Source organism: Collinsella phocaeensis, assembly GCF_900119895.1.
In the GTDB taxonomy this organism is placed as follows: domain Bacteria; phylum Actinomycetota; class Coriobacteriia; order Coriobacteriales; family Coriobacteriaceae; genus Collinsella; species Collinsella phocaeensis.
Genome location: NZ_FQLR01000003.1, coordinates 236793 through 260795 on the forward strand (window position 1 = coordinate 236793; position 24003 = coordinate 260795).

General features: G+C 66.6%; 16 protein-coding genes. 5 read left to right on the forward strand and 11 right to left on the reverse strand.

Features of this window, described 5'->3' with window-relative positions; all coding sequences use genetic code 11:
* Positions 1-234: 234 nt before the first annotated feature.
* The 3 genes from nifJ to BQ7355_RS01720 all read right to left on the reverse strand — a co-directional run bounded on the left by nifJ (position 235) and on the right by BQ7355_RS01720 (position 5486).
* Complete coding sequence (nifJ, locus tag BQ7355_RS01710) at positions 235-3777, reverse strand: pyruvate:ferredoxin (flavodoxin) oxidoreductase (protein WP_072414635.1); 3543 nt, start codon at positions 3775-3777, stop codon at positions 235-237.
* A 277-nt stretch (positions 3778-4054) separates the two neighbouring features.
* Positions 4055-4396 (reverse strand): arsenate reductase family protein, encoded by a 342-nt coding sequence (locus BQ7355_RS01715; protein WP_072414636.1) that lies wholly within the window; start codon positions 4394-4396, stop codon positions 4055-4057.
* Positions 4397-4538: 142 nt separating this feature from the next.
* Positions 4539-5486, reverse strand: coding sequence for an undecaprenyl-diphosphate phosphatase (locus BQ7355_RS01720; RefSeq protein ID WP_072414637.1), 948 nt, complete (start codon positions 5484-5486; stop codon positions 4539-4541).
* Between the two features lie 206 nt (positions 5487-5692).
* On the opposite strand from BQ7355_RS01720, the gene BQ7355_RS01725 reads away from it, so the two are divergent.
* Positions 5693-6130: a universal stress protein gene (locus BQ7355_RS01725; protein ID WP_072414638.1), complete on the forward strand. Its 438-nt coding sequence runs from the start codon at positions 5693-5695 to the stop codon at positions 6128-6130.
* Positions 6131-6386: 256 nt separating this feature from the next.
* On the opposite strand, the gene BQ7355_RS01730 is transcribed toward BQ7355_RS01725, so the two are convergent.
* From BQ7355_RS01730 to purH, 4 genes are all read right to left on the reverse strand, one after another.
* The gene (locus BQ7355_RS01730) at positions 6387-7463 is read right to left on the reverse strand and encodes a sensor histidine kinase (RefSeq protein ID WP_072414639.1); all 1077 of its coding nucleotides are present in this window, start codon (positions 7461-7463) and stop codon (positions 6387-6389) included.
* Between the two features lie 9 nt (positions 7464-7472).
* On the reverse strand, positions 7473-8138 hold the full coding sequence (locus tag BQ7355_RS01735; RefSeq protein ID WP_072414640.1) for a response regulator transcription factor: 666 nt from the start codon (positions 8136-8138) through the stop codon (positions 7473-7475).
* Positions 8139-8171: 33 nt separating this feature from the next.
* Positions 8172-8876: a hypothetical protein gene (locus BQ7355_RS01740; protein ID WP_143761663.1), complete on the reverse strand. Its 705-nt coding sequence runs from the start codon at positions 8874-8876 to the stop codon at positions 8172-8174.
* A 580-nt stretch (positions 8877-9456) separates the two neighbouring features.
* Complete coding sequence (gene purH, locus BQ7355_RS01745; protein ID WP_072414641.1) at positions 9457-11094, reverse strand: bifunctional phosphoribosylaminoimidazolecarboxamide formyltransferase/IMP cyclohydrolase; 1638 nt, start codon at positions 11092-11094, stop codon at positions 9457-9459.
* Between the two features lie 252 nt (positions 11095-11346).
* Between purH and BQ7355_RS01750 the strand changes: the two genes are divergently transcribed.
* Positions 11347-11982 (forward strand): GNAT family N-acetyltransferase, encoded by a 636-nt coding sequence (locus BQ7355_RS01750; protein ID WP_072414642.1) that lies wholly within the window; start codon positions 11347-11349, stop codon positions 11980-11982.
* 272 nt (positions 11983-12254) lie between these two features.
* Here the strand turns inward: BQ7355_RS01750 and BQ7355_RS01755 are convergent, their stop codons facing one another.
* Positions 12255-14150: a DUF2207 domain-containing protein gene (locus tag BQ7355_RS01755; protein ID WP_072414643.1), complete on the reverse strand. Its 1896-nt coding sequence runs from the start codon at positions 14148-14150 to the stop codon at positions 12255-12257.
* A gap of 306 nt (positions 14151-14456) precedes the next feature.
* Between BQ7355_RS01755 and BQ7355_RS01760 the strand changes: the two genes are divergently transcribed.
* Positions 14457-14975 carry a ferritin gene (locus tag BQ7355_RS01760; RefSeq protein WP_072414644.1) on the forward strand — a complete coding sequence of 173 codons (519 nt, stop codon included), beginning with the start codon at positions 14457-14459 and terminating at the stop codon, positions 14973-14975.
* A gap of 536 nt (positions 14976-15511) precedes the next feature.
* On the opposite strand, the gene BQ7355_RS01765 is transcribed toward BQ7355_RS01760, so the two are convergent.
* Together BQ7355_RS01765 and BQ7355_RS09425 are read right to left on the reverse strand one after the other, a co-directional pair.
* Positions 15512-17809, reverse strand: a complete 2298-nt coding sequence (locus tag BQ7355_RS01765; protein ID WP_072414645.1) for a zinc ribbon domain-containing protein — start codon at positions 17807-17809, stop codon at positions 15512-15514.
* A gap of 115 nt (positions 17810-17924) precedes the next feature.
* Positions 17925-19151: a zinc-ribbon domain-containing protein gene (locus BQ7355_RS09425; protein WP_072414646.1), complete on the reverse strand. Its 1227-nt coding sequence runs from the start codon at positions 19149-19151 to the stop codon at positions 17925-17927.
* A gap of 343 nt (positions 19152-19494) precedes the next feature.
* Here BQ7355_RS09425 and gluQRS point away from each other — a divergent pair, with 343 nt between their 5' ends.
* Positions 19495-20493, forward strand: coding sequence for a tRNA glutamyl-Q(34) synthetase GluQRS (gene gluQRS / locus BQ7355_RS01775; protein WP_072414734.1), 999 nt, complete (start codon positions 19495-19497; stop codon positions 20491-20493).
* A gap of 123 nt (positions 20494-20616) precedes the next feature.
* Here the strand turns inward: gluQRS and glmS are convergent, their stop codons facing one another.
* Complete coding sequence (gene glmS, locus BQ7355_RS01780; protein ID WP_072414647.1) at positions 20617-22479, reverse strand: glutamine--fructose-6-phosphate transaminase (isomerizing); 1863 nt, start codon at positions 22477-22479, stop codon at positions 20617-20619.
* Positions 22480-22817: 338 nt separating this feature from the next.
* On the opposite strand from glmS, the gene BQ7355_RS01785 reads away from it, so the two are divergent.
* Positions 22818-23900, forward strand: a complete 1083-nt coding sequence (locus BQ7355_RS01785; RefSeq protein ID WP_072414648.1) for a LacI family DNA-binding transcriptional regulator — start codon at positions 22818-22820, stop codon at positions 23898-23900.
* Positions 23901-24003 lie beyond the last annotated feature (103 nt).

Below are 24003 nucleotides of genomic sequence, written 5' to 3' on the forward strand. Positions count from 1 at the left end.
TCCGCAGCGCACCATCACCTTCCCGCGCGCAGGCGGGAGAGATACGAAGAGGCCCCGGGGCTTTCCCTGAGAACATTCCGCAGCGCACCATCATCTTGTAGCGCGCAGGCGGGGGAAACGAAGGGAGGCCCCGAAGGGATTCCCAAGGCAAACATTCCGCAGCGCGAAGCGCGAGGACGTTTGCCGGGGAACCCTTCGGGGCCTCCCGGTGGGACGGATTATCCCAGCCGAAGCTTAGCCGTTGTACAGCGTCTTCAGCTTCAGCAGGTGCTGGTAGCGCTCCATGGCCGCAGCCTCGTTGGCGGCGAAGAGCTTCTCAGCGCGCTCGGGGAACGAGCGGGTGAGCGAGGCATAGCGAGCCTCGTTCATCAGGAACTCCTGGTAGCCGCCCGCGGGCTCCTTGGAGTCGAGGGAGAACTTCTTGCCCTCCTCGGCAACCGGGTTGAAGCGGAACATGTTCCAGTAACCGCACTCGACAGCCTTCTTCATCTCGGCCTGGCAGTTCTGCATGCCGCCCTTCTTGATGGAGTGCATCTCGCAGGGGCTGTAGCCGATGATCAGGGACGGGCCGTCGTAGGCCTCGGCCTCCTGGATGGCCTTGAGGGTCTGGGCGGGGTTAGCGCCCATAGCAACCTGCGCCACGTACACGTAGCCGTAGCTCATCGCGATCTCGGCGAGGCTCTTCTTCTTGACGCCCTTGCCGGACGCGGCGAACTGGGCAACCTGGCCGAGGTTGGAAGCCTTGGAAGCCTGGCCACCGGTGTTGGAGTAGACCTCGGTGTCGAAGACGAAGACATTCACGTCGTTGCCGGAAGCGAGGACGTGGTCGAGGCCGCCGAAGCCGATGTCGTAGGCCCAGCCGTCACCGCCGAAGATCCAGAAGGACTTCTTGGTGAGGTACGCCTTGTCAGCGAGGATCTCGGCAGCCTTCTCACACTCGGACTTCTCGCACTCGGCGATCAGGGCCGCAGCGGCGATCTTGGAAGCCTCGGCGTCGTTGCGGGCATCCATCCAAGCCTTGGCAGCAGCCTTCAGCTCGTCGGAAGCCTTGTCGCAATCCTGGATCTTCTCGCAGTCGGCGACGAGCTTGCCCTGGACGGCCTTGTAGCCAAGCTCCATACCCAGGCCGTGCTCGGCGTTGTCCTCGAACAGGGAGTTGTTCCACGCCGGGCCGTGACCGTCCTTGTTGGTGCAATACGGAGAGGTAGCGGCCGGGTTGCCCCAGATGGAGGAGCAGCCGGTGGCGTTGGAGATGAACATGCGGTCGCCGCAGACCTGCGTGACGAGACGCGCGTACGCGGTCTCGGCGCAGCCGGCGCAGGAGCCGGAGAACTCAAGCAGCGGCTGCTTGAACTGGCTGCCCTTGAGATTCTTGTTGATGAGCTCGGGCTTCTCGGACACGTTGGCGACGCAGTAGTCGAAGGTCTTCTGCTCGACGAGCTCGCCCTCGGCGGGAACCATGGTGAGCGCTTCCTTCGGGCAGACCTTGGCGCAGTTGGTGCAGCCCATGCAGTCGAGCGGGCTGATCGCGATGGCGAACTTGTAGCCCGTATCCTTCGGGATCTTGACGTCGAGGGTGCGCATGGTCTCGGGGCCGGCAGCGACCTCGTCGGCGGTCAGGCCGAACGGACGGATGGTGGCGTGCGGGCAGACGTAGGCGCACTGGTTGCACTGGATGCACTTGGTCTCGTCCCAATGCGGGACCATGACCGCGACGCCGCGCTTCTCGTACGCGGAAGCGCCCAGCTCGAACTGGCCGTCGGCGCAATCCTTGAACGCGGAGACGGGCAGGGAGTCGCCGTCCATGCGGGCGATGGGCTCCATGAGCTCCTTGACCTGCTTGGCGATGGCGCTCTTCTCGTCGTCGCCGAGAACGGAGACGGGAGCCTCGTCGGTGGCATCGGCCCAATCGGCCGGGACGTCGAACTTCACGAAGGCGGTGGCGCCGGCGTCGATGGCCTTGTGGTTGGCCTCGACGATGGCCTCGCCCTTCTTGGCGTAGGACTTGGTGGCGGCGTCCTTCATGTACTGGAGCGCGTCGGCCTGCGGCAGCACGCCGGCGAGAGCGAAGAACGCGGACTGCAGCACGGTGTTGGTGCGCTTGCCCATGCCCACCTTGGCAGCCAGGTCGATGGCGTCGATCAGGTAGACCTTGATGTCGTTCTTGGCGATGTAGCGCTTGGCGTTCGCCGGCATGTGGGAGGCGAACTCCTCGGGCGTCCACTGGCAGTTGACCAGGAAGGTGCCGCCGGGCTTGACGTCGCGGACCATCTTGAAGCCCTTGACGATGTAGCTCGGGTTGTGGCAGGCGACGAAGTCGGCCTTGGTCACGTAGTACGGCGAGCGGATCGGGGAATCGCCGAAGCGCAGGTGCGAGATGGTGACGCCGCCGGTCTTCTTGGAATCGTACTGGAAGTAGGCCTGGACGTACTTGTCGGTATGGTCGCCGATGATCTTGATCGAGTTCTTGTTGGCGCCGACGGTGCCGTCGCCGCCGAGGCCCCAGAACTTGCACTCGATGGTGCCCTCGGCCGCCGTGTTGGGGGCGTCCGGGTCCATGGGCAGGGACAGGTGGGTGAGGTCGTCCTCGATGCCGATGGTGAACTCGCGCTTGGGCGCGTCGGCCTTGAGCTCCTCGTAGACGGCGAAGGCTGCCGCGGGCGGCTCGTCCTTGGAGCCGAGGCCGTAGCGGCCGCCGACCACGACGAGGTCGGAGCGACCGGACTCGTACAGAGCGGAGACGACGTCCTGGTAGAGCGGCTCGCCGATGGAGCCGGGCTCCTTGGTGCGGTCGAGCACGGCGATCTTCTTGACGGTCGCGGGCAGCGCGGCCACGAAGTCCTCGACGGACCACGGACGGTACAGGCGGACCTTCACCAGGCCGACCTTCTCACCGTGGGCGTTGAGGTAGTCGATGACCTCCTCGAGGGTGTCGCAGAAGGAACCCATGCAGACGACCACGCGGTCGGCGTCGTCGGCGCCGTAGTAGTCGAACAGGTGGTAGTTGGTGCCGAGCTTGGCGTTCACCTTGTCCATGTAGGACTGGACGATGGCGGGCAGCGCGTCATAGGTGGCGTTGCAGGCCTCGCGGTGCTGGAAGAAGATGTCGCCGTTCTCGTGGCTGCCGCGAGCGTTGGGGTGCTCGGGGTTGAGGGCGTGGTCGCGGAACGCCTGGACGGCGTCCATGTCGCACATGTCCTTGAGGTCCTCGTAGTCCCACACGGCGACCTTCTGGATCTCGTGCGAGGTGCGGAAGCCGTCGAAGAAGTTGACGAACGGCGTCTTGCCGGTGAGGGCGGCGAGGTGGGCGACGGGCGAAAGGTCCATGACCTCCTGGACGTTGCCCTCGGCGAGCATGGCGAAGCCGGTCTGGCGGCAGGCCATGACGTCGGAGTGATCGCCGAAGATGTTGAGAGCGTGGGAAGCGACGGTACGGGCCGAGACGTGGAAGACGCTCGGCAGGCCCTCGCCCGCGATCTTGTACATGTTCGGGATCATGAGCAGCAGGCCCTGGGAAGCCGTGTAGGTGGTGGTGAGGGCACCAGCACCCAGCGAGCCGTGGACGGCGCCCGCGGCGCCCGCCTCGGACTCCATCTCGACCACGTTGACGGGCGTGCCGAAGATGTTCTTCTTGCCCTGGGCCGCCCACTGGTCGACATGGTCGGCCATCGGGCTGGACGGCGTGATCGGGTAGATACCCGCCACCTCGGTGTACGCGTAGCTTACGTACGCGGCGGCCTCGTTGCCGTCCATAGACTTGAACTTGCGATCTGCCATATACCCCTCTCCTCTCGTATGGGTGTACATGTGGTTCCGGATGCGGATGCTCCCGGAGGGGCCGCGGGCAAGACGCCCCGACTCCATCATGCCCGGCACGGCTGGGCGATCAGACGCGCCGATGATTAGAAAATCTGCATGCGGGTTCATTGTACTCCCAACGGAGCGGGGCCAAGCTGAAACAGGAAGAGCTTTCGCGTGCTTTCGATGCGCTTTCCGTGTTCCGCGCGGCCACCGGGCGCACGAGCAGCCCGAAGTCGAAGACAGGGGGCGAAGCCTACTCCCAACGAGACCAGGCATCGGGGTCGTAGCCCACGGTCGCCGCGCGCCCGTTGCGCACGATGGGCTCGCGCAGGACCTGCTGGTTCTCGAGCAGCTTGTCGAACTTCTGGCTCTCTGCGAGATACGTGATGAGCGCCACGGCGTCCTGGTCCTTGGCCGCGGGGTCGATGAGCCCCTCGATGCCGCCGACCGCGCGCATCACGCTGGTGAGCTCGCCTTTGCTCATGCCCTTTTCCTTGAGGTCGATAAATTGGAAGCGGATGCGACGCTCCTTGAACCAGCGCTGCGCCTTCTTGGTGTCGAAGCTCTTCTTGGTTCCGAATATCTGGATGTTCACGACGAGTCCTTTCCGGTTGCGGACCTGAGGACCGTGCAGCCACGCGCCGACAGCGCCGGCCTCGCACGGCAGCTTGCACGCACATGGCCCCGCCCGCGTCTCTGGGCGCGGGCGGGGCCATGCGATTCCTTGGGCTCCTATGCTAGCCGAGCATCGGCGCGAGCACGAAGAAGTACGCGAGGACGACGATGCCGAGCACGATGCGGTACACGCCGAACGCCTTGAAGTCGTGGCGGCGGACAAAGCCCATGAGCCACTTGATGGCCACGAGCGACACGACGAAGGCCACGGCGCAACCGACCCCGAGGATGGCGATGCCGCTCGCGTCGAACGCACCGCCTTTGAGGAAGAACTTCACGAGCTTGAGGAAGCTCGCGCCGAACATGACGGGGATGGCGAGGAAGAAGGTGAACTTCGACGCCACGGAGCGGGTGCATCCGAGCAGCAGGCCGCCAATGATGGTGGAGCCGGACCGCGAGGTGCCCGGGATCAGGGAGAGCACCTGGAAGCAGCCGATGCCGAGGGCAGTCTTCCAATCGAGGTCCTCGAGCGTGGAGATGGAGCCGAAGTCGCCGTCCGGGGTGGGCTCGACCGCCGCGGCGGGGGCAGCGAAGTGCGCACCGGCGGGGCGCGCCTGGGAGAGGCCCTCGGCGGCAACGCGCGCGGCAAGCTTTTTGGCGCGCCAGTTCTCGATCACGATGAACGCGACGCCGTAGACGATCAGGGCGGCGGCGACCACCGTGGAGCTGTAGAGGTGTTCCTCCATGAAATCGTCGAGCGGGATGCCGATCACCGCGGCCGGGATGCAGCCGAGAACGATCTTGCCCCACAGCGACCAGGTGTTGCGGCGCTCGACGCGGGTCTTGCCAAAACCGAAGGGCAGCAGATCGCGCAAGAAGAGAACGCACACCGCCAGGATGGCGCCGAGCTGGATCACGACGAGGAACATATTCCAGAACTCTTCGGTCACGTTGAGATGCACGAATTCGTCCACGAGAATCATGTGGCCGGTCGAGGAGATGGGCAGCCACTCGGTGATGCCCTCGACGAGGCCCAGGAACGCGGACTTGAGAAGCTCGATGATATCCAAGGAAAGCCTCCGCACGGGTCGTGGTGGAAGGCGGCGCCGGACGCGCCGCGCGCACCCCATTATCGCCGCTTGAGGACGGGTGCAGAAAAAAGCTACGTCATTCACAGAATAATGCGCGACGTGCACACGAACCGCGGGTATAACTGCTCCAAGGCAAGGCAGCCCAGCGGCTCGCACGGGGGAGCCGCGCGCCAAAGGAGGCAATCATGAACGAGGGTTATTCCACAGTTTTCGTTTCTCTTGACGGCACCGAGCAGCAGAATTTCGTGCTTGCGCGCGCCATCAAGGTGGCGGCGAACAACGACGCCAAGCTCATCATCGGCCATGTCATCGATTCCACGGCGCTCGAGAGCGCGGGCTCCTATCCCGTCGACCTCATCAACGGGCTCGAGGAGGCGTTCCGCAACTCGATCGCCGACCAGGTCGCCGAGGCCGAGAAGAACCCGGATATCCCCGAGGTCGAGGTCATCGTGCGCGCAGGGCGCATCCGCGAGACCCTGAAAGACGAGATGCTCGACGTCATCCAGCCCGACCTGGTGCTCTGCGGAGCCCGCGGCCTCTCTTCGATCAAGTACGCGCTGCTCGGCTCCATCTCCACGTTCCTGCTGCGCAACACCGACTGCGACATCCTTGTCGTGAAGTAACCGCCCGCCGTCCTCCCGCCAGAAGGAAGGGTCCGCCGCCCTCGTGCTCCGCGCGCGGGGGCGGCGGCCGTAGTGGTCGCGGCGGGCACGGCAGGGCGATGGGCGCAGCGGACGCGGGCGAACGATCGCATGAAGCGGGAAAACTTCCGGGAATCGCGACGCCCTCCCGCTTTATGCGACCCTTGGGCGCCCCTGCCCCACGTGCGCGGACGCGGGCGAACGGCAGCACGACCCCACTTCGCATGCCGGCTCGGCCTCATTCAAAGAAATGCATCTTGTTGCTGGGAAACGCGATCGTGACCGCAAAGCCCTCCCCCGTCGCAGAGGACGCAGAGACGCGAAGGCCCATCTTTTTGCAGAGCCGCGCCACAAGATAGAGGCCGATGCCCGTCGACCGCTTGCCCGACCTGCCGTTCTCCCCGGTAAACCCTTTGTCGAAGACGCGTGGGACATCCGCTGCCGAGACGCCGCAGCCGTCGTCGGAGACCGTCAACTCGACGCGCTCGTTGGCCAGCCCCTCATCCAGGCGACGCGCCGAGAACCGAATCGCACCGCCGTCGGCATTCGCGTACTTCACGCTGTTTTGGATCAGCTGCCCCAAGATGAACGCCATCCACTTGTCGTCCGTGAAGACATCGAAGTCGAGGTCTTTGCACGTCGGCGCAACATGCGCGGCGATCATCGTGCGCGCATTCGTCTTGATGGCCGAGGTGACGAGCGACCGGAGACTATGGGATCGAATGAGGTAATCGCGGTCGAGGGTCTCGGAACGCGCGAAGAACAGGGCCTGCTCGATGAACCCCTCGACCCGATCGAGTTCGTCGTCGAGCGCCTCGAGCTTGCCCATGAGGGCAGCATCCCGCTGGATCTCCTCATCCCCGCGCGGAAGATGCACGGGCTCCTTGAGGTTTTCGAGCATGAGATGGGCCGCCGCAAGCGGGGACTTCGCCTCGTGCACCCAGGTTTCAACGTACTCGCGATAATCCCTCAGCTGACGCTGAGCCGCCGCGACCCCATCGTTTGCCGACTTGGAGACCGCCTGCAACGCGTCATAGACGACCTCCCCCTCCCAAAACGAGGGACGATCGACCATCTCGGCCGTCCACAGCGGACAGGCCGTCTCGTCCGTGTACTCCTCAAGCTCGGCGTAGAACTCGCGCCTGCGGGCATAGCGCACGACGGTGACCAGGATTTCGACCATCAACCCGATCGCGAGCACGACGCAGATCACCGCCGTGCCCACGCCCGCCGCGGCAAGGACGAACGCGATGAGCGCCGCGCCGAAGCCCGCGACGGCCCATTCCCACACCATGGACCTGAGGTACGCTCGCATGGCGATCTCCTACACCGAGTAACCGCGCCCGCGGTGCGTGCGCAGGTAGTCCGTCACGCCGATCTTCTTGAGCGCGGCGCGCAGGCGGTTGATGTTCACGGTGAGTGTGTTGTCGTCCACGAATGCGTCCGAATCCCACAGGTCGCGCATGATGGCCTCGCGGCTGACGATACCGCCCGCATGGTTGATGAGCAGGGTCAGGATGCGCAGCTCGTTCTTGGTGAGCTCGACGGAAGCGCCCTGCGCGCTCGCGACGGAGCGGGCAAGGTCGACCTCGACGCCATTGTGGGACAGGACGCTGCGGTCGGGAGCCGCCTGGGCGCGGCGCAGCAGCGCCTGGATGCGCGCCATGAGGACGCGCGCGCTGTAGGGCTTGGGGATGAAATCGTCCGCGCCCATGGTCATGCTCATGACCTCATCAATCTCGGTGGTACGCGAGGTGAGCACGATGATGGGAACCTCGGACTGCTGGCGGAGCTCGCGGCACACGAACTGCCCGTCCGTGCCCGGCAGCGTGAGGTCGAGCAGCACGAGATCGGGATTCGCCCGCAGGATGTCCTCGACAACGCGGTCGAACACGAGGCAGTAGGCAACCTCGAACCCCTGGCGCTCCAGCGCCTCGATGAGCTCGTTGCGAATCGCGGTGTCGTCCTCGACGACGTAGATGAGCGGCATGCTCCCCCCCTTCGATACGTACGGCGTCGCCCCTCACGAGAAGAGCTTCGCCGTGCCCTCCTGGAGCGCGCGCACGATACGCGCATCCTCGGATGCGTCGGAGAGGACCCCCTCCGCGGGAACCACGCCGTGCTCGTCGGAGATGAGCAGCAGGGCCCCCGCCAGGGACGCCGGGTCGGCACCGCGCTCAACGGCGTGCCCGCACGTCGCAGCGAGCTGCTCCACGAGCGTCATCGCACCGCACACATGCTCGTCGGGCGCGGCCGCGACCCTCAGCGCGCCGCCCTCGACCGCACAGAGCACTTCCGGCGCGACCCCCGTCTCGGCCTGCTCGGCGCGAGCCGCGCAGGCCCGCTCCCCGAGCGCGGACGCGGAGACGTCCGCGAGGGGGGCATAGGAGCCCACCGTCATCGCAGCGTTGCCGTTCACGTCGATGACCAGCATGAGGACGCCGCTGGGATCGTCGTAGGAACCCTCGGCGAGCGACCATTCGACGTGCTGCTTCACCCAGGAGAGCATGTTGTGCGTGAGCGGGCTGCCCTGGACGACGCGCTCGGAGAGCGCTCGGATATGACGGTTGAGCAAGGGGACCTGCCGGTCGTGCATGCGCCAGCGGCACACGAGCGCCGGGCGGTCGAGCTGAAAGCGCTCGGCCGCCTCTTGCTGCGCGCAGAACTCCTCGTATGCGCGCTGCTCTTCGGCGTCATCGAACAGCGACGCCAGTCCGGCATCCACCATGGCATTCCTTCCGACGTGAGGTGTCCGGACGGGCGCGACGGGCGCCCGTCCGGACTGCAGAGATGCATCCGTTATACCCATTCGCCCCGTGGGGCGGAAGCGCGATCTGCCTCCGCGGCCGACGCGAAGGGGGCATGCGCGCCCCGATGGCAGCGCATGCCCCCTCGTGGAACAAGACGGCCGAACGGGCGGCCGCCCCGCGAGCCCGCCGAGCGACCCGACTGGATGATGGCGGTCGGCGGACAGCGCGCGGATCCAATGGCGACCGCTGAGCGACCCCGTTGCCCCCGAGGCTTTCCCAGGTGCCCGAGGTTGCCGTGGAAGAGGGCGTGCGCGCACCTTGAGGGTGGCGATGGCAACCGCCCGAACAGCCCGTTACCCCAAAGGCTTTCCCGGGTGCCGCAGGTTGCCGTGAAAACGGCGGGGCGCACGCCTAGCGTGCGGCGCCCCATGGCCCGAACAGCCCGTTATCCCCAAAGGCTTCCCCAGGTGCCGCAGATCGCCTTGAAAGAGGGGGAGGACGCCTTAAGGGCGCCGATCGACGATTGAAAGGCGAGGTGCGGCACCTGGGGAAGCCGAACTAGTGGCGGAAGTGGCGGGTGCCAGTGAACACCATCGCGATGCCGTGCTCGTTGCAGGCGTCGATGGACTCCTCGTCGCGCACCGAGCCGCCGGGCTGGATGATGGCGGTCACGCCATGGGCCGCCAGCGTGTCCACGTTATCGCGGAACGGGAAGAAGGCGTCGGAGGCGCAAGCGTAGCCGCCGGCCTCCTGACCCAGGCGCTCGCACACCTCGTCGGCGCGCTGGCAGGCCAGCAGGGCGGAATCGACGCGGTTCGGCTGCCCGGGGCCCATGCCGATGCCCATCTCGTTCTTGGCGATGAGGATGGCGTTGGACTTGACGGTCTTGCAGACCTTCCAGGCGAACATGAGGTCGCGCATCTCGGTGTCCGTAGGCTTGCGCTCCGTGGGGAACGTGAAGGTCGCGGGATCCTCGTCCACCGTGTCGACGCGCTGGACAAGCATGCCGCCGTCCACGGTGCGCATCTCGAGCTTGGCGTGGCCGGAAGCCGCACCGGTCGCGAGAACGCGCAGGTTGGGGCGCTTGGCCAGGCGCTCGAGAGCCTCAGGCGCGAAGCTCGGGGCGATCAGCACCTCGACGAAGAGCTTGTCGCGGTCGGCGAAATGCTCGACGAGGGACAGCGGGACCTCGCGGTTGACGGCGACGATGCCGCCGAAGGCGCTCTTGGGGTCGCAGGCGAAGGCGCGGTCATAGGCCACGGTCACGTCGCCCGCCACGGCGGAGCCGCAGGGGTTCTGGTGCTTGAGGATGATCACGCCGGGCTCGTCGAACTCGCGCACGGCGTTCCACGCCGCCTCGGCGTCGAGGAAGTTGTTGTAGGAAAGGGGCTTGCCCTGCAGCTGCTCGGCGCCCACGAGCGGAGCGGCGGAGGAGAACAGCGGGGCGTTGGCGGCATCGAAGCGATACACCGCGGCGGCCTGCTGCGGATTCTCTCCATAGCGCAGGTCCTGCACCTTCTCGAGCTTCATGCCCATGGTGGCGGGGGCGGCGAACTCGCCGTCGGCGGTGAGCGCCGCGTCCGCGGAGCCGGAGGCCTGCGCGGCGAGCCAGGTGGAGATGGCGCCGTCGTAGGCGGCGGTGGTGGTGTAGACCTTCACCTGCAGACGACGACGGGTCTCGAGCGTGGTGGCGCCGTCATGCTCGGCCATCTCGGCAAGGATCACCTCGTAATCGGACGGGTCGGAGACCACGGTCACGGAGTCGGCGTTCTTGGCGGCGGAACGGAGCATGGAGGGACCGCCGATGTCGATATGCTCGATGGCGTCCGCGAAGGTGACGTCGGGCTTGGCGACGGTCTTCTCGAACTCATACAGGTTCACGACGACCATGTCGATCATGCCGATGCCGTGCTCGGCGGCCTCGGCCATGTGCCTCTCGGAGTCGCGGCGGGCCAGCAGGCCGCCGTGAACCTTGGGGTGCAGGGTCTTGACGCGACCGTCCATCATCTCGGGGAACCCGGTGTACTCCTCGATGGGGACAACGGTGACGCCGCCCTCCTCGAGGGCACGGGCCGTTCCGCCGGTGGAGATGATCTCCACGCCATAGGTGTCCTGCAGCGAACGTGCGAACTCGACCACACCGGTCTTGTCCGTCACCGAGATCAGCGCTCGCGCGATCTTCGCCTCGTTTGCCATGCCGCCTCCCTTTTCCATACGTGCGCGCCGGCACGACGCCCGCGCGCGTAGCATCGCTCTTGTAAATGTAGCGCATGCAGACGCGGCCGCACGCGGCCCGTCACCCTAATTTGTAGAAAATGCCGAGAGTCGGTGATGCTTTGGCGTAGATACCGCGCGGGATTCATGGTGACACGAAGGCGTCATATATCGAATGGCCTCGGGTGGTAGAAGTGAGGTAGAGCAGAGACAGGAGCGCGAAAGGAGGCGCACGTGGTATCGAGGGTCCTGTACCGCCCGTTCGAAGACGGCGATTTCGACTCGGTCGCCCAGATTCTCAAGCAGGCCTGGCACCAGGACACTGCCGACGATGCGTACAACGACCTCGAGGCCGCAAGCGACCTTGCCTATTCCCTCTCCATCTCAACGTTCTCGCAGGTCGCGCTCATCGACGGGGTGCCCAGCGGCATCATTCTCGCTCGATCCGACAACGACACGGCGCCCGACGCCGAGCGTTGGTCCCAGATGGAGCAGGACATCATCGGCCGCATGCGCACGGTCAACGAGCGTGCCTGCGAGAACCGTCTCAGCTTCATCAAGTCCGAGGTGCGCGTGAACAACCGCCTGCTCGAGCAGAGCGGATTCACGAGCGGCAACGAGGTCACGCTGCTCGCGGTCGCCGCGAGCGCGCGGGGCCTCGGCATCGGCGGCGTCCTGTTCGATGCTGCGGCATCGTACCTCGCCTCCACGGGCGCCACCCACCTGCACCTCTACACCGACTCGGACTGCACGTGGAAGTTCTACGAGCGCCGCGGCCTCAAACGGGCGGCGACGCACCGCGCATCCCACCGCGAGCGCAAGCTGCTCGCGCGCGAGATGTATCTGTACGGCCTCGATCTTTCCGCCTGACATGCGGGGCCCGGCGTCATGAGGGCAGCTTGACGCCGCAAGCCGCGTCTGTCGGGATTCGAACAGGTATATGTATGGGCGCTTCGGCACGCATACGAGATGTGCTCCGCCATCCACCCCACGGAGAACATCGACGAAGGGGACCCCGCCTGAACGCGGGGTCCCCTTCGTCGTACCTCGCCCTGCCCCGGCGGACAAAGGAGGCGCAAAGGCCCGGCGCGCGCCACGGCAGTGCAGCCGCAGGCATGCGTCGGGGCCGTGAGCGGGACCGGCTAGAACGTACCGCCGCCCGAGCTATCGGAGCTCGATGCAAGCTGGGCGACCGACTCGCGGTACGCGCCCCCCGTCGCCCCCGTCGGCGATCCCAGGCGGCCATGCGGGTAGCACCACCAGTACACCGGATAGCGGTACCCCATGTCCTCGGTGCCGCGCAGGTCCCGCGGAACGGCGTCGGCCAGACGGCGCAGCACCTCGTCGGACACGCCGAAGGCCACGGCGAGCACGAGCAGCTTGTTCCACAGGATGAGATCGGACGGCGCCGCCTCATCGAGGTTCGTGAAGTCCTCGAGCCAGCGCTTGAGACCATCGCAGCGGCTCTTTAACTCGATCGCCTCGAGGGGGTAGCACTTCGTGGTGCCCACGACCAGCGCGACGGCGACGCACATCGCCAGTGACGCGATCAGAACCAGAACGCTTGCGAAATCGAGGAAGAAGGCCAGGAAGACCGAGATGACGCCGGAGACGACCGCAGCGGCGAACATGCCGGCCGTGTACGCCGTGGGCACCGTGCTCGAAAGGCTGCGCTCCTCGAGCGCCGCCATGACGGACGCCCTGAACTCCTCGAGCGGGCCCTCATCGTCCTCGTCGCCGACGGCGTCCGGCAACGAATCGATAGGCACCGCGTCGCCGTCGTGCGCCCGCTCGCCGAAGTACAGCGCGAGCGCATCCCGGTCGATCGGATCGGTCGCGCGGGCCCGATCCAGCAGCGTGAGCATGTAGACCTCGACATCTTTCGTGCCGAACAGCCGGCGCTTCTCCTGCGTCTCGGGCCTTAGGGACACCACCCCGTCGTCGGTGAGCTTCATGAGCGTCGCGATGAAGGCGCGGTCCTCCACCGAACCGCCCGACATGAATGCCGAGAGCACGGCAGGATGGTCGGCCGAGGGAACGTCGCGGAAATAGGTCTCGCGGAACACGGGGTCGGGGTTGCGATACTTCGCGAACTTGCCCCAGAGGGCTATCGCGAGCAGGGCCGCCGGGATCGCCAGCTGCGCGACGGAGGCGATGAGGACCAAGGTCCGCGCCCGCTCGCGACGGGCGTTCGCCTCATCTGCCCACGCCTGCTCCTCGGACAGGATCGTATCGAGGCGCGCATCCGCCGAGGCGGCGAGGCCCGGCACCCAAGAGGCCGGGAACGCGATGCGGGCCTCGGCGAACTCGCCGGACGCCACCTCCGGGACCTCGAAGGTCACGATGGGGTTCGATGCGTCGTCCGCGTTCAGGGACACCGTGCCGTCGAGCGGGCCATGGGCCCACGCACGTAAGCTCTCCCCCACCGCGGGCGCGTCCGAGGAGGCTGCACCCTGGAAGGAGACGGTGAGGTGCACGTCGCGGGACGCCTCCGCCCATTCCGGGCCCACGAACTTCCAGTAGAGCTCGGCCGTGTCCGACCATGCCATCACGGCCCCGGTCATCACGTACTCCACCCCGATCTCGACGGTGTCGCTGTCGTAGCTGGGCGCGAACACCTTGATGCGGTCACCGGAAGCCGTCGACTCGACCGTGTAGACGCCGTCGTCGCCGCTGGAGGCGTAGTCGACGGGGCGAAACGCCTGGGGCTCCGCGTCGCCGCGCGCGACGGAGACCCCCGCGACCGACAGGCTCGTCTGGCTTCCCTGCTGGTTCTCGCCAGCCGGTATTTCGAGGAAGACACCGTTGACGTCGTCATCGAACTCAAAGGTGCGCCGCTCGGTCACGCGGATGCTGCCGTCCGGACGCACCGCGGCGGCGATATCGACCCGCGGCATCTCGTAGCCGTCGGCGTACGCGCGCGCCGGAACCGATGCGAGCAGCAGGGCCAGCATCGTGACGAATGCGAGCACGGCGCCGCGGAGACGCCCGCGGCGCGCAGCCGTCGCATCGAGGGAGATTGTTTGAGCCGTATGCATACCGCGCCTTTCGAACGGATTCAGATGTGCACATTGTACCTGCAACGCAGCGCGCTCCGTCCGAGCCCGGCGGGCGGCTCGACGCCCGGGCGACCCGCCTCCGGCCGCCCCGCCATCGTCGACCGGTGGCCCGGATCCCCGGCTGCCCACGATCACTCGTCGAGCGCGGCGCCCGCGGGGCGCGATCGCCGAGGAGCGTGAACATCCCCTGTTCCCCTTTTGCGCGACCCCCTGAATCGGCGCGAGGCGCACGTATACTGTAACCATAGCCCGACAGAGGGGCCATGCTTTACGAGAGGAGCGCATATGGCCATCAACCAGCAGGTCGCAGAGGCGCTAGAAGAGCAGATCAACAAAGAGTTCTACTCCGCATACCTCTATCTCACGTTCGCCGACTACTACGAGGAGCGCGGTCTCAAGGGCTTCGCCAACTGGTATGAGATCCAAGCCAAGGAGGAGATGGACCACGGCATGGCCATCCGCCGCTATCTGCTCGACAACGACTACAAGCCCGTCATGAAGGCCATCGACCAGCCGCACGTCGAGTTCTCAAGCGACCTCGAGCCGCTCGAGGCGGGGCTGGCGCACGAGGAATACGTGACGAGCCTGATTCACCACTGCTACGAGGTCGCCCACAGCGTTCACGATATCCGCGCCATGCAGATGCTTGACTACTTCGTCAAAGAGCAGGGCGAGGAGGAGGCGAACGCCCGCGACATGATCTCCAACATGAAGCTGTTCGGGTGCGACCCCAAGGGTCTGTACGACCTCGACCGCGAATACCGCGGCCGCGTGTACACGCAGATGACCGCGCTGCCGCTCTAAGCACGCGCCAAAGAGCACCTGAAGCCCTCGCGCTTACGCCCCGCCTCGGCATCCCCTGAATGCCGAGGCGGGGCACCTTCATGCGCCGGAGCGCGCATCCCCAGTCCTTCCGCGACTTCCAGCGGGGCAGAACCGAGCTCCGCAATCGGGCAAAAGGGTGTTTGTATTTTACATTTTTACTTAACCCCCTGCTTTTTTGGACAAATATGCCAGATAATGACGATTACAGAGGGTCTTTATTTTGTGGTGCGTTGAGTCTCCGACTCGAATCGACGAACTCTACCCGCTATCGGCGCGATATAACGTACAAACGATGCCGTACTTCGCTTCCTAGGAGCGAGACGGGCAGAAGGGCGAGCAGACCGTCGTCATTATCTGGCAGATTTGTCCAGATTATCAGGGGGTTAACAGAAATTCGCATTTCACTGACCCCTCTACGGTTGGACCGGCAAGAAAACGGGCCTCCGCACGCGTCTCGATGCGCGCGGAGGCCCTGCTCACGCGAACGGATCGCGTGCCAACGATTCACCCGGAGATCACGCTTCGAACGAGAGCACCGTAACCATTCCGCGGCCGTCGGCATAGGAATGCCCGAAAGCGTAATGGGGAATCGACAGCTCGATGCCCTCTTCGGTGAGGATATAGCCGCCACCCTCGATGATGTCGGAGAGCTCGGAGCGCAGCTCCTCGTCCGTCGGCGCGGAGACGGGAGACGGCATGGACTGCTCGCGCTCGATAACCGCGTCGTACGCCAGCTCGAACAGCTCGTCTTCAGACGCACCGGCGATATCCCACGCATCGAGCTCGTCGCCCGTCGCGACATCGTAGATCTCGCCCGTATACGACACCATGTCATGAGCTCCCCAACCCGTGACGGCCTGCTGGGTCGATACGCCCAAAACGCCGTCAAGCGCATACGTGCACGCCTGGTCGTACGAGATGGTCATCTCGGCGTCACCGGAATCCGGCGTCCAGGATTCAGTCGCGTCCCGCAGGTCCTCCGCACGGCTCTTGAACTCCTCGGTCAGATCGGCCGCGGCGCTGTTAGCGTCGTCGGACTCGACCGAGAGATACGTCCAGATGCTATCGGCGCTGCCGTCCGGCGCCTCGAAGCCCGAGTAATACGTATCGTACGTGACGGGGACCTCCTTCGGCTCGGCGGTGAAGTCAACCGCCTCGCCCTGGGAAGCATCCTTCGACGCGCAGCGTTCCTCGAGCTCATCCAGCGTGTCGTTCGTGATGGCGATGATCTCTGCGGGGCACACGACCTCGACGTTTTCGGAATCGTATGCGCCCCCGTCGCTCGAAAGCGCCTCGGCCTCCTTCTCCGACTCGCCGGTCATCGACCACCAGAACGTGCGGTAGGGAGACTTCGGACCGCCTACGCCATCCATGCGGAACAGCGAGGAGAAGGTGCTCTGGTCCATCTCGCCTTCGAACGTCGGGGCGTCTCCGGCGTTTCCGGACAGATCGAACGAGACGGTGCAGAGCTCGCCGAACTCCCCGTCCTCATCGAGGCCGTAGACCTGGACCTCGTCGAACATGCCGCCGTTGCCCACGTAGTTCTCGAACACGAGGTAGCGCGCGCCGTCCTCGGCCTCGGCGATCGAGAGCTGGCGGTCGCTTAAGAGGTCATCGTCCTCTTTATTGACGAATTCGATCGGATCGCAGGAGCGCACGATCTCGGAAGACTCCTCGTCGTACTCCCACACCTCGAGCGCGTACGTCGCGCCCCCGTTCGAGCTCATCATGTCGGGCATGCCGTCGTCGACGATATAGGCGACGACCAGTCGCTCGAGGCCGTCGCCGAAGTCGATGAGCTCCGTGTAGGCCAGCCCGTCGGCGCGGACCTGCCATGCCGCCATCGGATTGCCCTCAAGCTCCTGATAGGAGAGCTCGGGGTCTCCATGCTCGTCGATGAGCCCTTCGAGCTTGGAGAGGAACAGGCGCGCAGCGGACGGCGTCTCTTCATCGGGTGCGGAGACACCCCCGCCATCAGACTCCGGCGTGATCTGGACCGTGTCGTCCGGCCCGTCGTCGGTCACCTCGATCGGCGGCAGCGGGCGCACGACGCCATCCTCGTCTTCGACCTCGAACCAGTACGTGCCGTCGGGAAGGTCCTCGCCCAGCAGGGAATCCATGGTGAACCCGGACGAACCGCTCACGGTGAACGTCGGCGCGTCGGCCAGGTCGATGGAGTCGTCGAAGGCGTCCGTCGCGAATGCGATGCTGACGGTGTAGCGGTCGAGCGGCTCGCCCTCGTCATCGGTCGGAACGATCAGCGCCACGCGCGAGACCGTCACGACCGCATCGGACCCGTAATGGATGTCCGACGGGCGCTTGCCCAGCATCCCGCGAACCAGGAACACGGCGATGACGGCAAGCACGACGACGCCGGCTGCGACAGCGATGGCGATCCCACGGCGCCGGGCGGGCGAAGGGGACGGGGCGGTCGAGGTGCCAGAGGCGGCATCGGGCTCCGGCGCCGGGGACGCAAACGGAAGCGGGGTGGTCTGGGCGCAGGGAAGGGGATCGGGCGCGGAAACCTCATCCGGAAACGACGCGGGACCGTCCACCGAGGGGGTCGCGGGGCATCCGCCTTCCACCGGGGCATCGGATGGGAAGGGATCGACCGCGGACTCCGCCGCGCCCTCGATCTCGGCGCGTTCCGAGCCGTCGGGCTCGAGTCGCGCCGCGCAGGCATCATCGCCCGCGGAGGCGTCGGGCGCGCCGTCAAAAGCGGGCTCGGGAACGAGCGGGGCGACGGGATGGCCGCACGCCTCGCAGAACCGCGCGCCTTCCGGCAACTTCGCGCCGCATTCCTCGCAGAACATCTCGATTTCGTCCTTTCTGTCGAACCATGCGCCCCGCGGGGGCGGCGGCCCGCCGGCACGGGGCAAAAGGCCCGGCAGCGCTCTCTCGCAGCCGGGCCGTCTCATCAGGATACGGTTAGAGCGTCTTGCTCGCCTGATAATACGCGTTCTGCTGGTACTCAGGCCAGGAAGCGGGCTGGAAGTCCTGCATCCAATACCCGAGCGCGCGCATGGAGACGAGCTCGGCGGCGACACCGCAGAAGAACAGCGCGAACAGCAGCGGCACCCACATCAGAAGCAGCGCGGGCAGCATGCCCAGGAACATGGAGATCCCGGCGAACGGGCCGTAATAGGAATACATGGAAGAATATCCCCAGCTCTGAGAGCCGATGCTTCCCACCATGCTCACAGCGAACACGAAAACCCACACGATGACCAGCAGGATGCCGATACCGATCACGACGAGCGACGGAACGATGATCGCCGTGAGCAACTTGCCCGTCTTTCCCTGGGAAGTAAGCATCTTCCAAGCGCGGGACACGTTGAGGCCGTCGCGCAGGCGCCCGCAGAGCGCCGAGACCATCTTCATGATCGCGAAGAGGGGCAGGCTGAGGAGGCTGAGCACCATGGCAATCAAGAGCCCGAGCCCCGAAAGCCTGATGGTGTCGAACAGGGCGCCGACCAGCAGGTTGACGAGGAACAGAGCGGCCCCGCAAATAAGGGCGGTGCCGTAGGCGTACAGACCCGAGTCGAGCACGCCGGGACGGATGAGCTTGGGATCCATCGGGTTGGAGCGGCCAAGCGCCACCTCGCGACCCCAGGAGATGGCGTAGCCACTGGTCACAAGCCCGCCGACGCCGGGAACGAGTTGGAAGAGCGCCATCTTGGCCACGATCTTCCACTTGCCCTGCGATGCCTTCCAATCGCTCCACGCGCGGGACAGCGGCGTCGGCTGGGACGCGACCATGATGGGAGCAGGCGCAGGCTGCGGGCCAGGCGCGGACTGGGGAGCGGGATTCGCCTCAGGCTGCGAAGCGGAGGCGGCGGGAGCAGCCGGGGCGGCGGGCTGAGGCTCGGGAGTGGGCCCGGAAGCCGGTTCGGGAGCAGGAGCCGGTTCGGGCTTCGGTGCGGGAGCGGGAACCGGGTCGGCAACGGGCTCGGGCTTCGGTGCGGGAGCGGGATGCTGCTCCGGCTCGGAAATAGGAGCCGGGGCAGGAGCCGGTTCGGGCGCAGGGGCCGGAGCCGGCGCGGGCTCGGGAGCAGGTGCCGGCGCAGGTGTCGTCTCGGGCTGACGGCCCCCGCAGTACGGACAGAACTTCGCGGTGTCGCTGATCTGCTTGCCGCAGGCGATGCAGTAAGCCATGGTCTCCCCTTCCTCTTTGACGCCAAGGCGTCACGGGAACATAATTCCAACACAATCAGCATACCTATATGGCGCGCACACCGGGCGCGCCATATCAAAAAAAACCCAAACGGTTACGCGGCCTTGATTTCCAGCTCGAGCGAACCGTTTCCAAGACCTCGCAAGCTGTGTGGCGATGGGTCCGGAAGGCGCCCCGAAGCATGAAGCCCCGAGACCCCGGACGCCCGGCGCCCGCCGGGCATACATCGACGGCCAGGTCGCGACGACGCGTTCCGGCGCCCTGAGCCGCCGCAGCCGGGGATGCTGCTGCACGCGTATACTCGACACCATGATGAACGACCTCATGCACAGCACCACCGCCGCCAAGTCGGCCGATCGGCCCGCCACGCCTGCGGGCGCCTCGCGGCCCGTCGTCGGCCGCTTCGCCCCCAGCCCTTCAGGCCGGATGCACCTCGGCAACGCCTTCTCATCCCTCGTGTCCTGGCTTTCCGCGCGAAGCCAGCAGGGCAGCATCGTCATGCGCATCGAGGACCTCGACCCGCGCACCCAAAGCGGACCCTGGACCCAGCTCGTCCTCGACGACCTCGCCTGGCTGGGCCTCTACTGGGACGAAGGGCCTTTCTACCAGCGCGAACGCACCGACCTCTACCGCACGGCGCTCGAGACGCTGCAACGCGAGGCCGAGGTCTACCCCTGCTTCTGCACCCGCGCCGAGCTGCACGCCGCCAGCGCCCCGCACGCAAGTGACGGAACCCCGCTCTATGCAGGGACCTGCCGCGACCTTCCCGCCGACGAGGTCCGGGCACGCTCGCTCGCGCGCCCGCCCGCGCTGCGCCTGCGCGTGCCGGGCGCCACGGAGGCGCGGGGCTCCTATTCGTTTGTCGATGAGGGATTCGGCCCCGTCCGCGAGACGCTCGCGGAGGAGTGCGGGGACTTCCTCGTCCGACGGAGCGACGGGGTCTACGCCTACCAGCTCGCCGTCGTGGTCGATGACGGCGACATGGGTGTCACCGAGGTCGTGCGCGGATGCGACCTGCTCGGGTCCACCGCGCGCCAGATGTACCTCCAGGACCTGCTCGGCTACGAGCATCCGCGCTACGGGCACGTACCCCTCATAGTCGCCGAAGACGGCAGGCGCCTGTCCAAACGCGATCGCGACCTTGACATGGGGGAGCTCCGCGCGCGCTTCGGCACGCCCGAGAGGCTTCTGGGCTGGCTCGCGCACGCCTGCGGGCTCGCGCCCGACGACGCGCCGCGCAGCGCCGAGCAGCTCGCCGATATCTTCGACTGGTCCCTCGTCCGCGGGCGGACAGCGATCTGCCCGCCCGCCCCGCCCCGCTAGGGACGGCGTACCCGCAGCGGGCGCGCCGCGCGTTTCTCCAAAAACCGGGAACGTCCGCGCCGCCGCCTGGCGTGCCCTCAGGCCGAGGCGACGGCCGGCGGGCACGCGGAAACCGGAAGCCCGCTACTCCACCGTCACGCTCTTTGCAAGGTTGCGCGGCTGGTCCACGTCGCAACCGCGCATGATCGCGACCTCGCGCGCGAGCAGCTGCAGCGGCACCGAAGCCGTGATGGCGGAGAAGGCGTCGCGCACGCGCGGCACGTAGATGACGTAGTCGGCGATTTGCTTGATGTCCTCGTCGCCCTCGGTCGCGAGCGCGATGATCTTCGCGCCGCGCGCCTCGCATTCCTTGAGGTTCGACACGACCTTGTCGTAGGTGGGGCTCTTCGTGGCCACGGCGATGACCGGGAAGCCCGGGTCGATCAGCGCGATGGGGCCGTGCTTCATCTCGCCCGCCGCGTACGCCTCGGCGTGCAGGTAGCTGACCTCTTTGAGCTTGAGCGCACCCTCGTACGAGATGGCCGCGCCCATGCCGCGGCCCACGAACAGCGCAGACTGCGCCGGCACGCAGGCCTCCGCCGCCTCGCGCACCGCATCGGCCTGCGTATCCAGGATCCACTGGATCTGCTCGGCCGTGTCGCCCAGCTCGTGGAACAGCATACGTGCCTGGCGCACCGTGATCTTGCCCTTTACCTGCGCGAGCAACAGGGCAAGCAGCGTCAGGCTCACGATCTGGCCGATGAAGCTCTTGGTGGACGCCACCGCGATCTCCTTGTTCGCCTTCGTGTAGATGACGCCGTCGCTCTCGCGCGCCACCGGGCTGCCCACGACGTTGGTGATTCCGAACACCTTGGCGCCCTTGATGCGCGCATCGCGGATCGCGGCGAGCGTATCGGCCGTCTCGCCGGACTGCGACACGGCGACCACCAGGGTGGACGGGGTGATGATCGGGTTGCGGTAGCGGAACTCGCTCGCCGCCTCGACCTCGCACGGAATGCGCGCCCAACCCTCGATGAGGTTCTTGGCGACGAGGCCGGCGTGATAGCTCGTGCCGCATGCGATCACGTAGACGCGGTCGATGAGGTTGAGCTCCTCGAACGAAAGCCCGAGCTCGTCGATATCGAGCTCGCCCGTGGCGCTCATGCGGCCCACGAGCGTATCGCGCACGACGCGGGGCTGCTCGCAGATCTCCTTGAGCATGAAGTCGGGATAGCCGCCCTTCTCCGCCATGTCCACGTCCCAGTCGACGTGCGTCACCGTGGGCTCGATGGCGCGGCCCTGCTCGTCGGTATACGTGATGCCCTCCGGGGCGAGGCGGGCGAACTGGCCATCCTCGAGCACGACCACGTCGCGCGTCGCATCGATAAGCGCGATGACGTCGGAGGCGACGTAGCTGCCCCGCTCCCCGCGCCCGATGACGATGGGGCTGTCCTTGCGAGCGACCGCGATCACGCCGGGCTCGTCCGCGCAGACCGCCGCGACGCCGTAGGCGCCCACGATGTGCGTGCAGGCCTCGCGCAGGGCGTCGACGATGTCGCGCTCACCCTCCGCGGCGGCATATGCCTCCTCGACGAGATGCGCGATGACCTCGGTGTCGGTATCGCTTCGGAACTGATGGCCGCGCCCCTCGAGTTCCTCGCGCAGCTCGGCGAAGTTCTCGATGATGCCGTTGTGCACGACGGCGATCCTGCCGTCGCAGCTCACGTGCGGGTGCGCGTTCGCCACGCTCGGCTGCCCGTGCGTCGCCCAACGCGTATGACCGATACCGCAGGTCGCGGCGTCATCGCGACCCGCGAGCTCGCTCTTGAGGCCATCGACCTTGCCCACGCGGCGCACCACGTCGAGGCGTGCCGCACCCGTGCCGGCGTCGCGGTTCTCCAACGCCACGCCGGCCGAATCGTACCCGCGGTACTCGAGGCGCTTGAGCCCCGTGAGCAGGATGTCCTTGGCCGTATCAGATCCGGTGTATCCGACGATTCCGCACATATGCGCTACCCTTTCGATCTGCGCGCGAAGACGCGTCCGCGCAGCGTCCGTCATGCCTGCGGCAGCGTCAGCGGCCGCCGCGCGCCCCGCGCCCGGACCGGACGACGAGGCATCGGCTGCCTATTGTAACGAGGGAACGGGGCACACCGCCCCGTCTGGTATCTCTTTTTTGATACCACATCGAGCGTTAACGAAAACGCCATCGCGAAACCACAGGACATGAATGCCCGCCGGCCCCATCCCCTTCAAAAGTTGAAGCGCTTTAACGATGGCCTTGAGACAGGTACAATCGAGGCGGACAACGCATGGCGGCGATGCCGCACGGTACAGGAGGTTCCATGGGCAAGGTGACGATCGGGGACGTGGCTCGCGAAGCGGGCGTCGCGCTGGGCACGGTCTCAAACGCCCTCAACCACCCCGAAAAGGTGCGCCCGGAGACGCTCAAGCTGGTCAACGCCGCCATCGGCAAACTCGGATACGCACCGAACCAGAGCGCGCGCCTGCTCGCGGGCGGCAAGAACCCCACGATCGGCCTCGTCATCCCGCGGCTCGACCACGGCCTATCCCTGCAGGTCGCCCACGGCGCCGGCGTCGAGGCGGAACGGGCCGGATACGGCCTGGTGCTCGCATCGGCCGAGGGCGACATCGAGCGCGAGGCGTCGTACGCCCGGTACTTCGCCGGCACGCAGCTCTCCGGAATCCTGATCCAGCATGTCGCGCAGGGCGACGGCCCCCTGCCCGCCCAGCATGGCTCGACCCCCATCGCCTACGTCAACGTTCGCTCCGACGCACCGGGTCACTTCGTCGCCACCGACAACGCCGCGCAGGGGGCGCTCATCGCCGAGCACGCGGCACTGCGCGGGGCCCGTCGGGTCGCCGTCATCGGCGCACTTCAGACGCCCCAGATGCGCGAGAGGCTCGAAGGCCTGACGCGCACGATGGAGAAATACCCGGACATCGCGCTCGATGTGCTCGAGAAGGGCGACGGGTCCTCGGCCGGCGACGGCTATGGGCTCGCGCGGACGCTGGTCGACCGCAGCGCGTCCCGGCCCGATTTCATCGTGGGGCTCACCGACGTCCTGGCGGTGGGCGCCGTCGCAGGCGTGCAGGCCTGCGGCCTCGCGGTCCCCGGCGACATCGCCGTCTCGGGATGCGACGGAAACCCGCTCGCCTGGGGCGGCACGGTCCCGCTCACCAGCTGCGCCCCGACCGGATACGAGATGGGGCGACGCGGCGTGAAGCTCCTCATCGAGCAGATCGAGCTCGCGCGCGGCGACGCGGCCGCGCTCGCCCGGGAGCTCGCCGAGAACCATCAGGAGCTTGTCCGGCCCTTCATGCTGATGCGGGCGAGCACCCTCGGGGCGGACGCACCGGTCAGCGCGATGGATATATCCAGCCTCAACCTGGGCGCCTATCTATAACCGCCGCCGACGTCCCCCACGGCCGACCGGCAGGCCCGCGCCCCGCCTCTCGCCGTGGGGAAGACGGGGCGCGGCACATGGATCTGGAACGCGATCGGCGGGC

Bases quoted from the DNA above. Each gene is read 5' to 3' on its own strand.
- glmS (WP_072414647.1), bottom strand. From the start codon at position 22,479: ATGTGCGGAATCGTCGGATACACCGGATCTGATACGGCCAAGGACATC.
- BQ7355_RS01740 (WP_143761663.1), bottom strand. From the start codon at position 8,876: ATGGTGGATGCCGGACTGGCGTCGCTGTTCGATGACGCCGAAGAGCAG.
- BQ7355_RS01755 (WP_072414643.1), bottom strand. From the start codon at position 14,150: ATGCATACGGCTCAAACAATCTCCCTCGATGCGACGGCTGCGCGCCGC.
- BQ7355_RS01735 (WP_072414640.1), bottom strand. From the start codon at position 8,138: ATGCCGCTCATCTACGTCGTCGAGGACGACACCGCGATTCGCAACGAG.
- BQ7355_RS01730 (WP_072414639.1), bottom strand. From the start codon at position 7,463: ATGCGAGCGTACCTCAGGTCCATGGTGTGGGAATGGGCCGTCGCGGGC.
- BQ7355_RS01725 (WP_072414638.1), top strand. From the start codon at position 5,693: ATGAACGAGGGTTATTCCACAGTTTTCGTTTCTCTTGACGGCACCGAG.
- BQ7355_RS09425 (WP_072414646.1), bottom strand. From the start codon at position 19,151: ATGGCTTACTGCATCGCCTGCGGCAAGCAGATCAGCGACACCGCGAAG.
- purH (WP_072414641.1), bottom strand. From the start codon at position 11,094: ATGGCAAACGAGGCGAAGATCGCGCGAGCGCTGATCTCGGTGACGGAC.
- nifJ (WP_072414635.1), bottom strand. From the start codon at position 3,777: ATGGCAGATCGCAAGTTCAAGTCTATGGACGGCAACGAGGCCGCCGCG.
- BQ7355_RS01785 (WP_072414648.1), top strand. From the start codon at position 22,818: ATGGGCAAGGTGACGATCGGGGACGTGGCTCGCGAAGCGGGCGTCGCG.
- BQ7355_RS01765 (WP_072414645.1), bottom strand. From the start codon at position 17,809: ATGTTCTGCGAGGAATGCGGCGCGAAGTTGCCGGAAGGCGCGCGGTTC.
- gluQRS (WP_072414734.1), top strand. From the start codon at position 19,495: ATGCACAGCACCACCGCCGCCAAGTCGGCCGATCGGCCCGCCACGCCT.
- BQ7355_RS01760 (WP_072414644.1), top strand. From the start codon at position 14,457: ATGGCCATCAACCAGCAGGTCGCAGAGGCGCTAGAAGAGCAGATCAAC.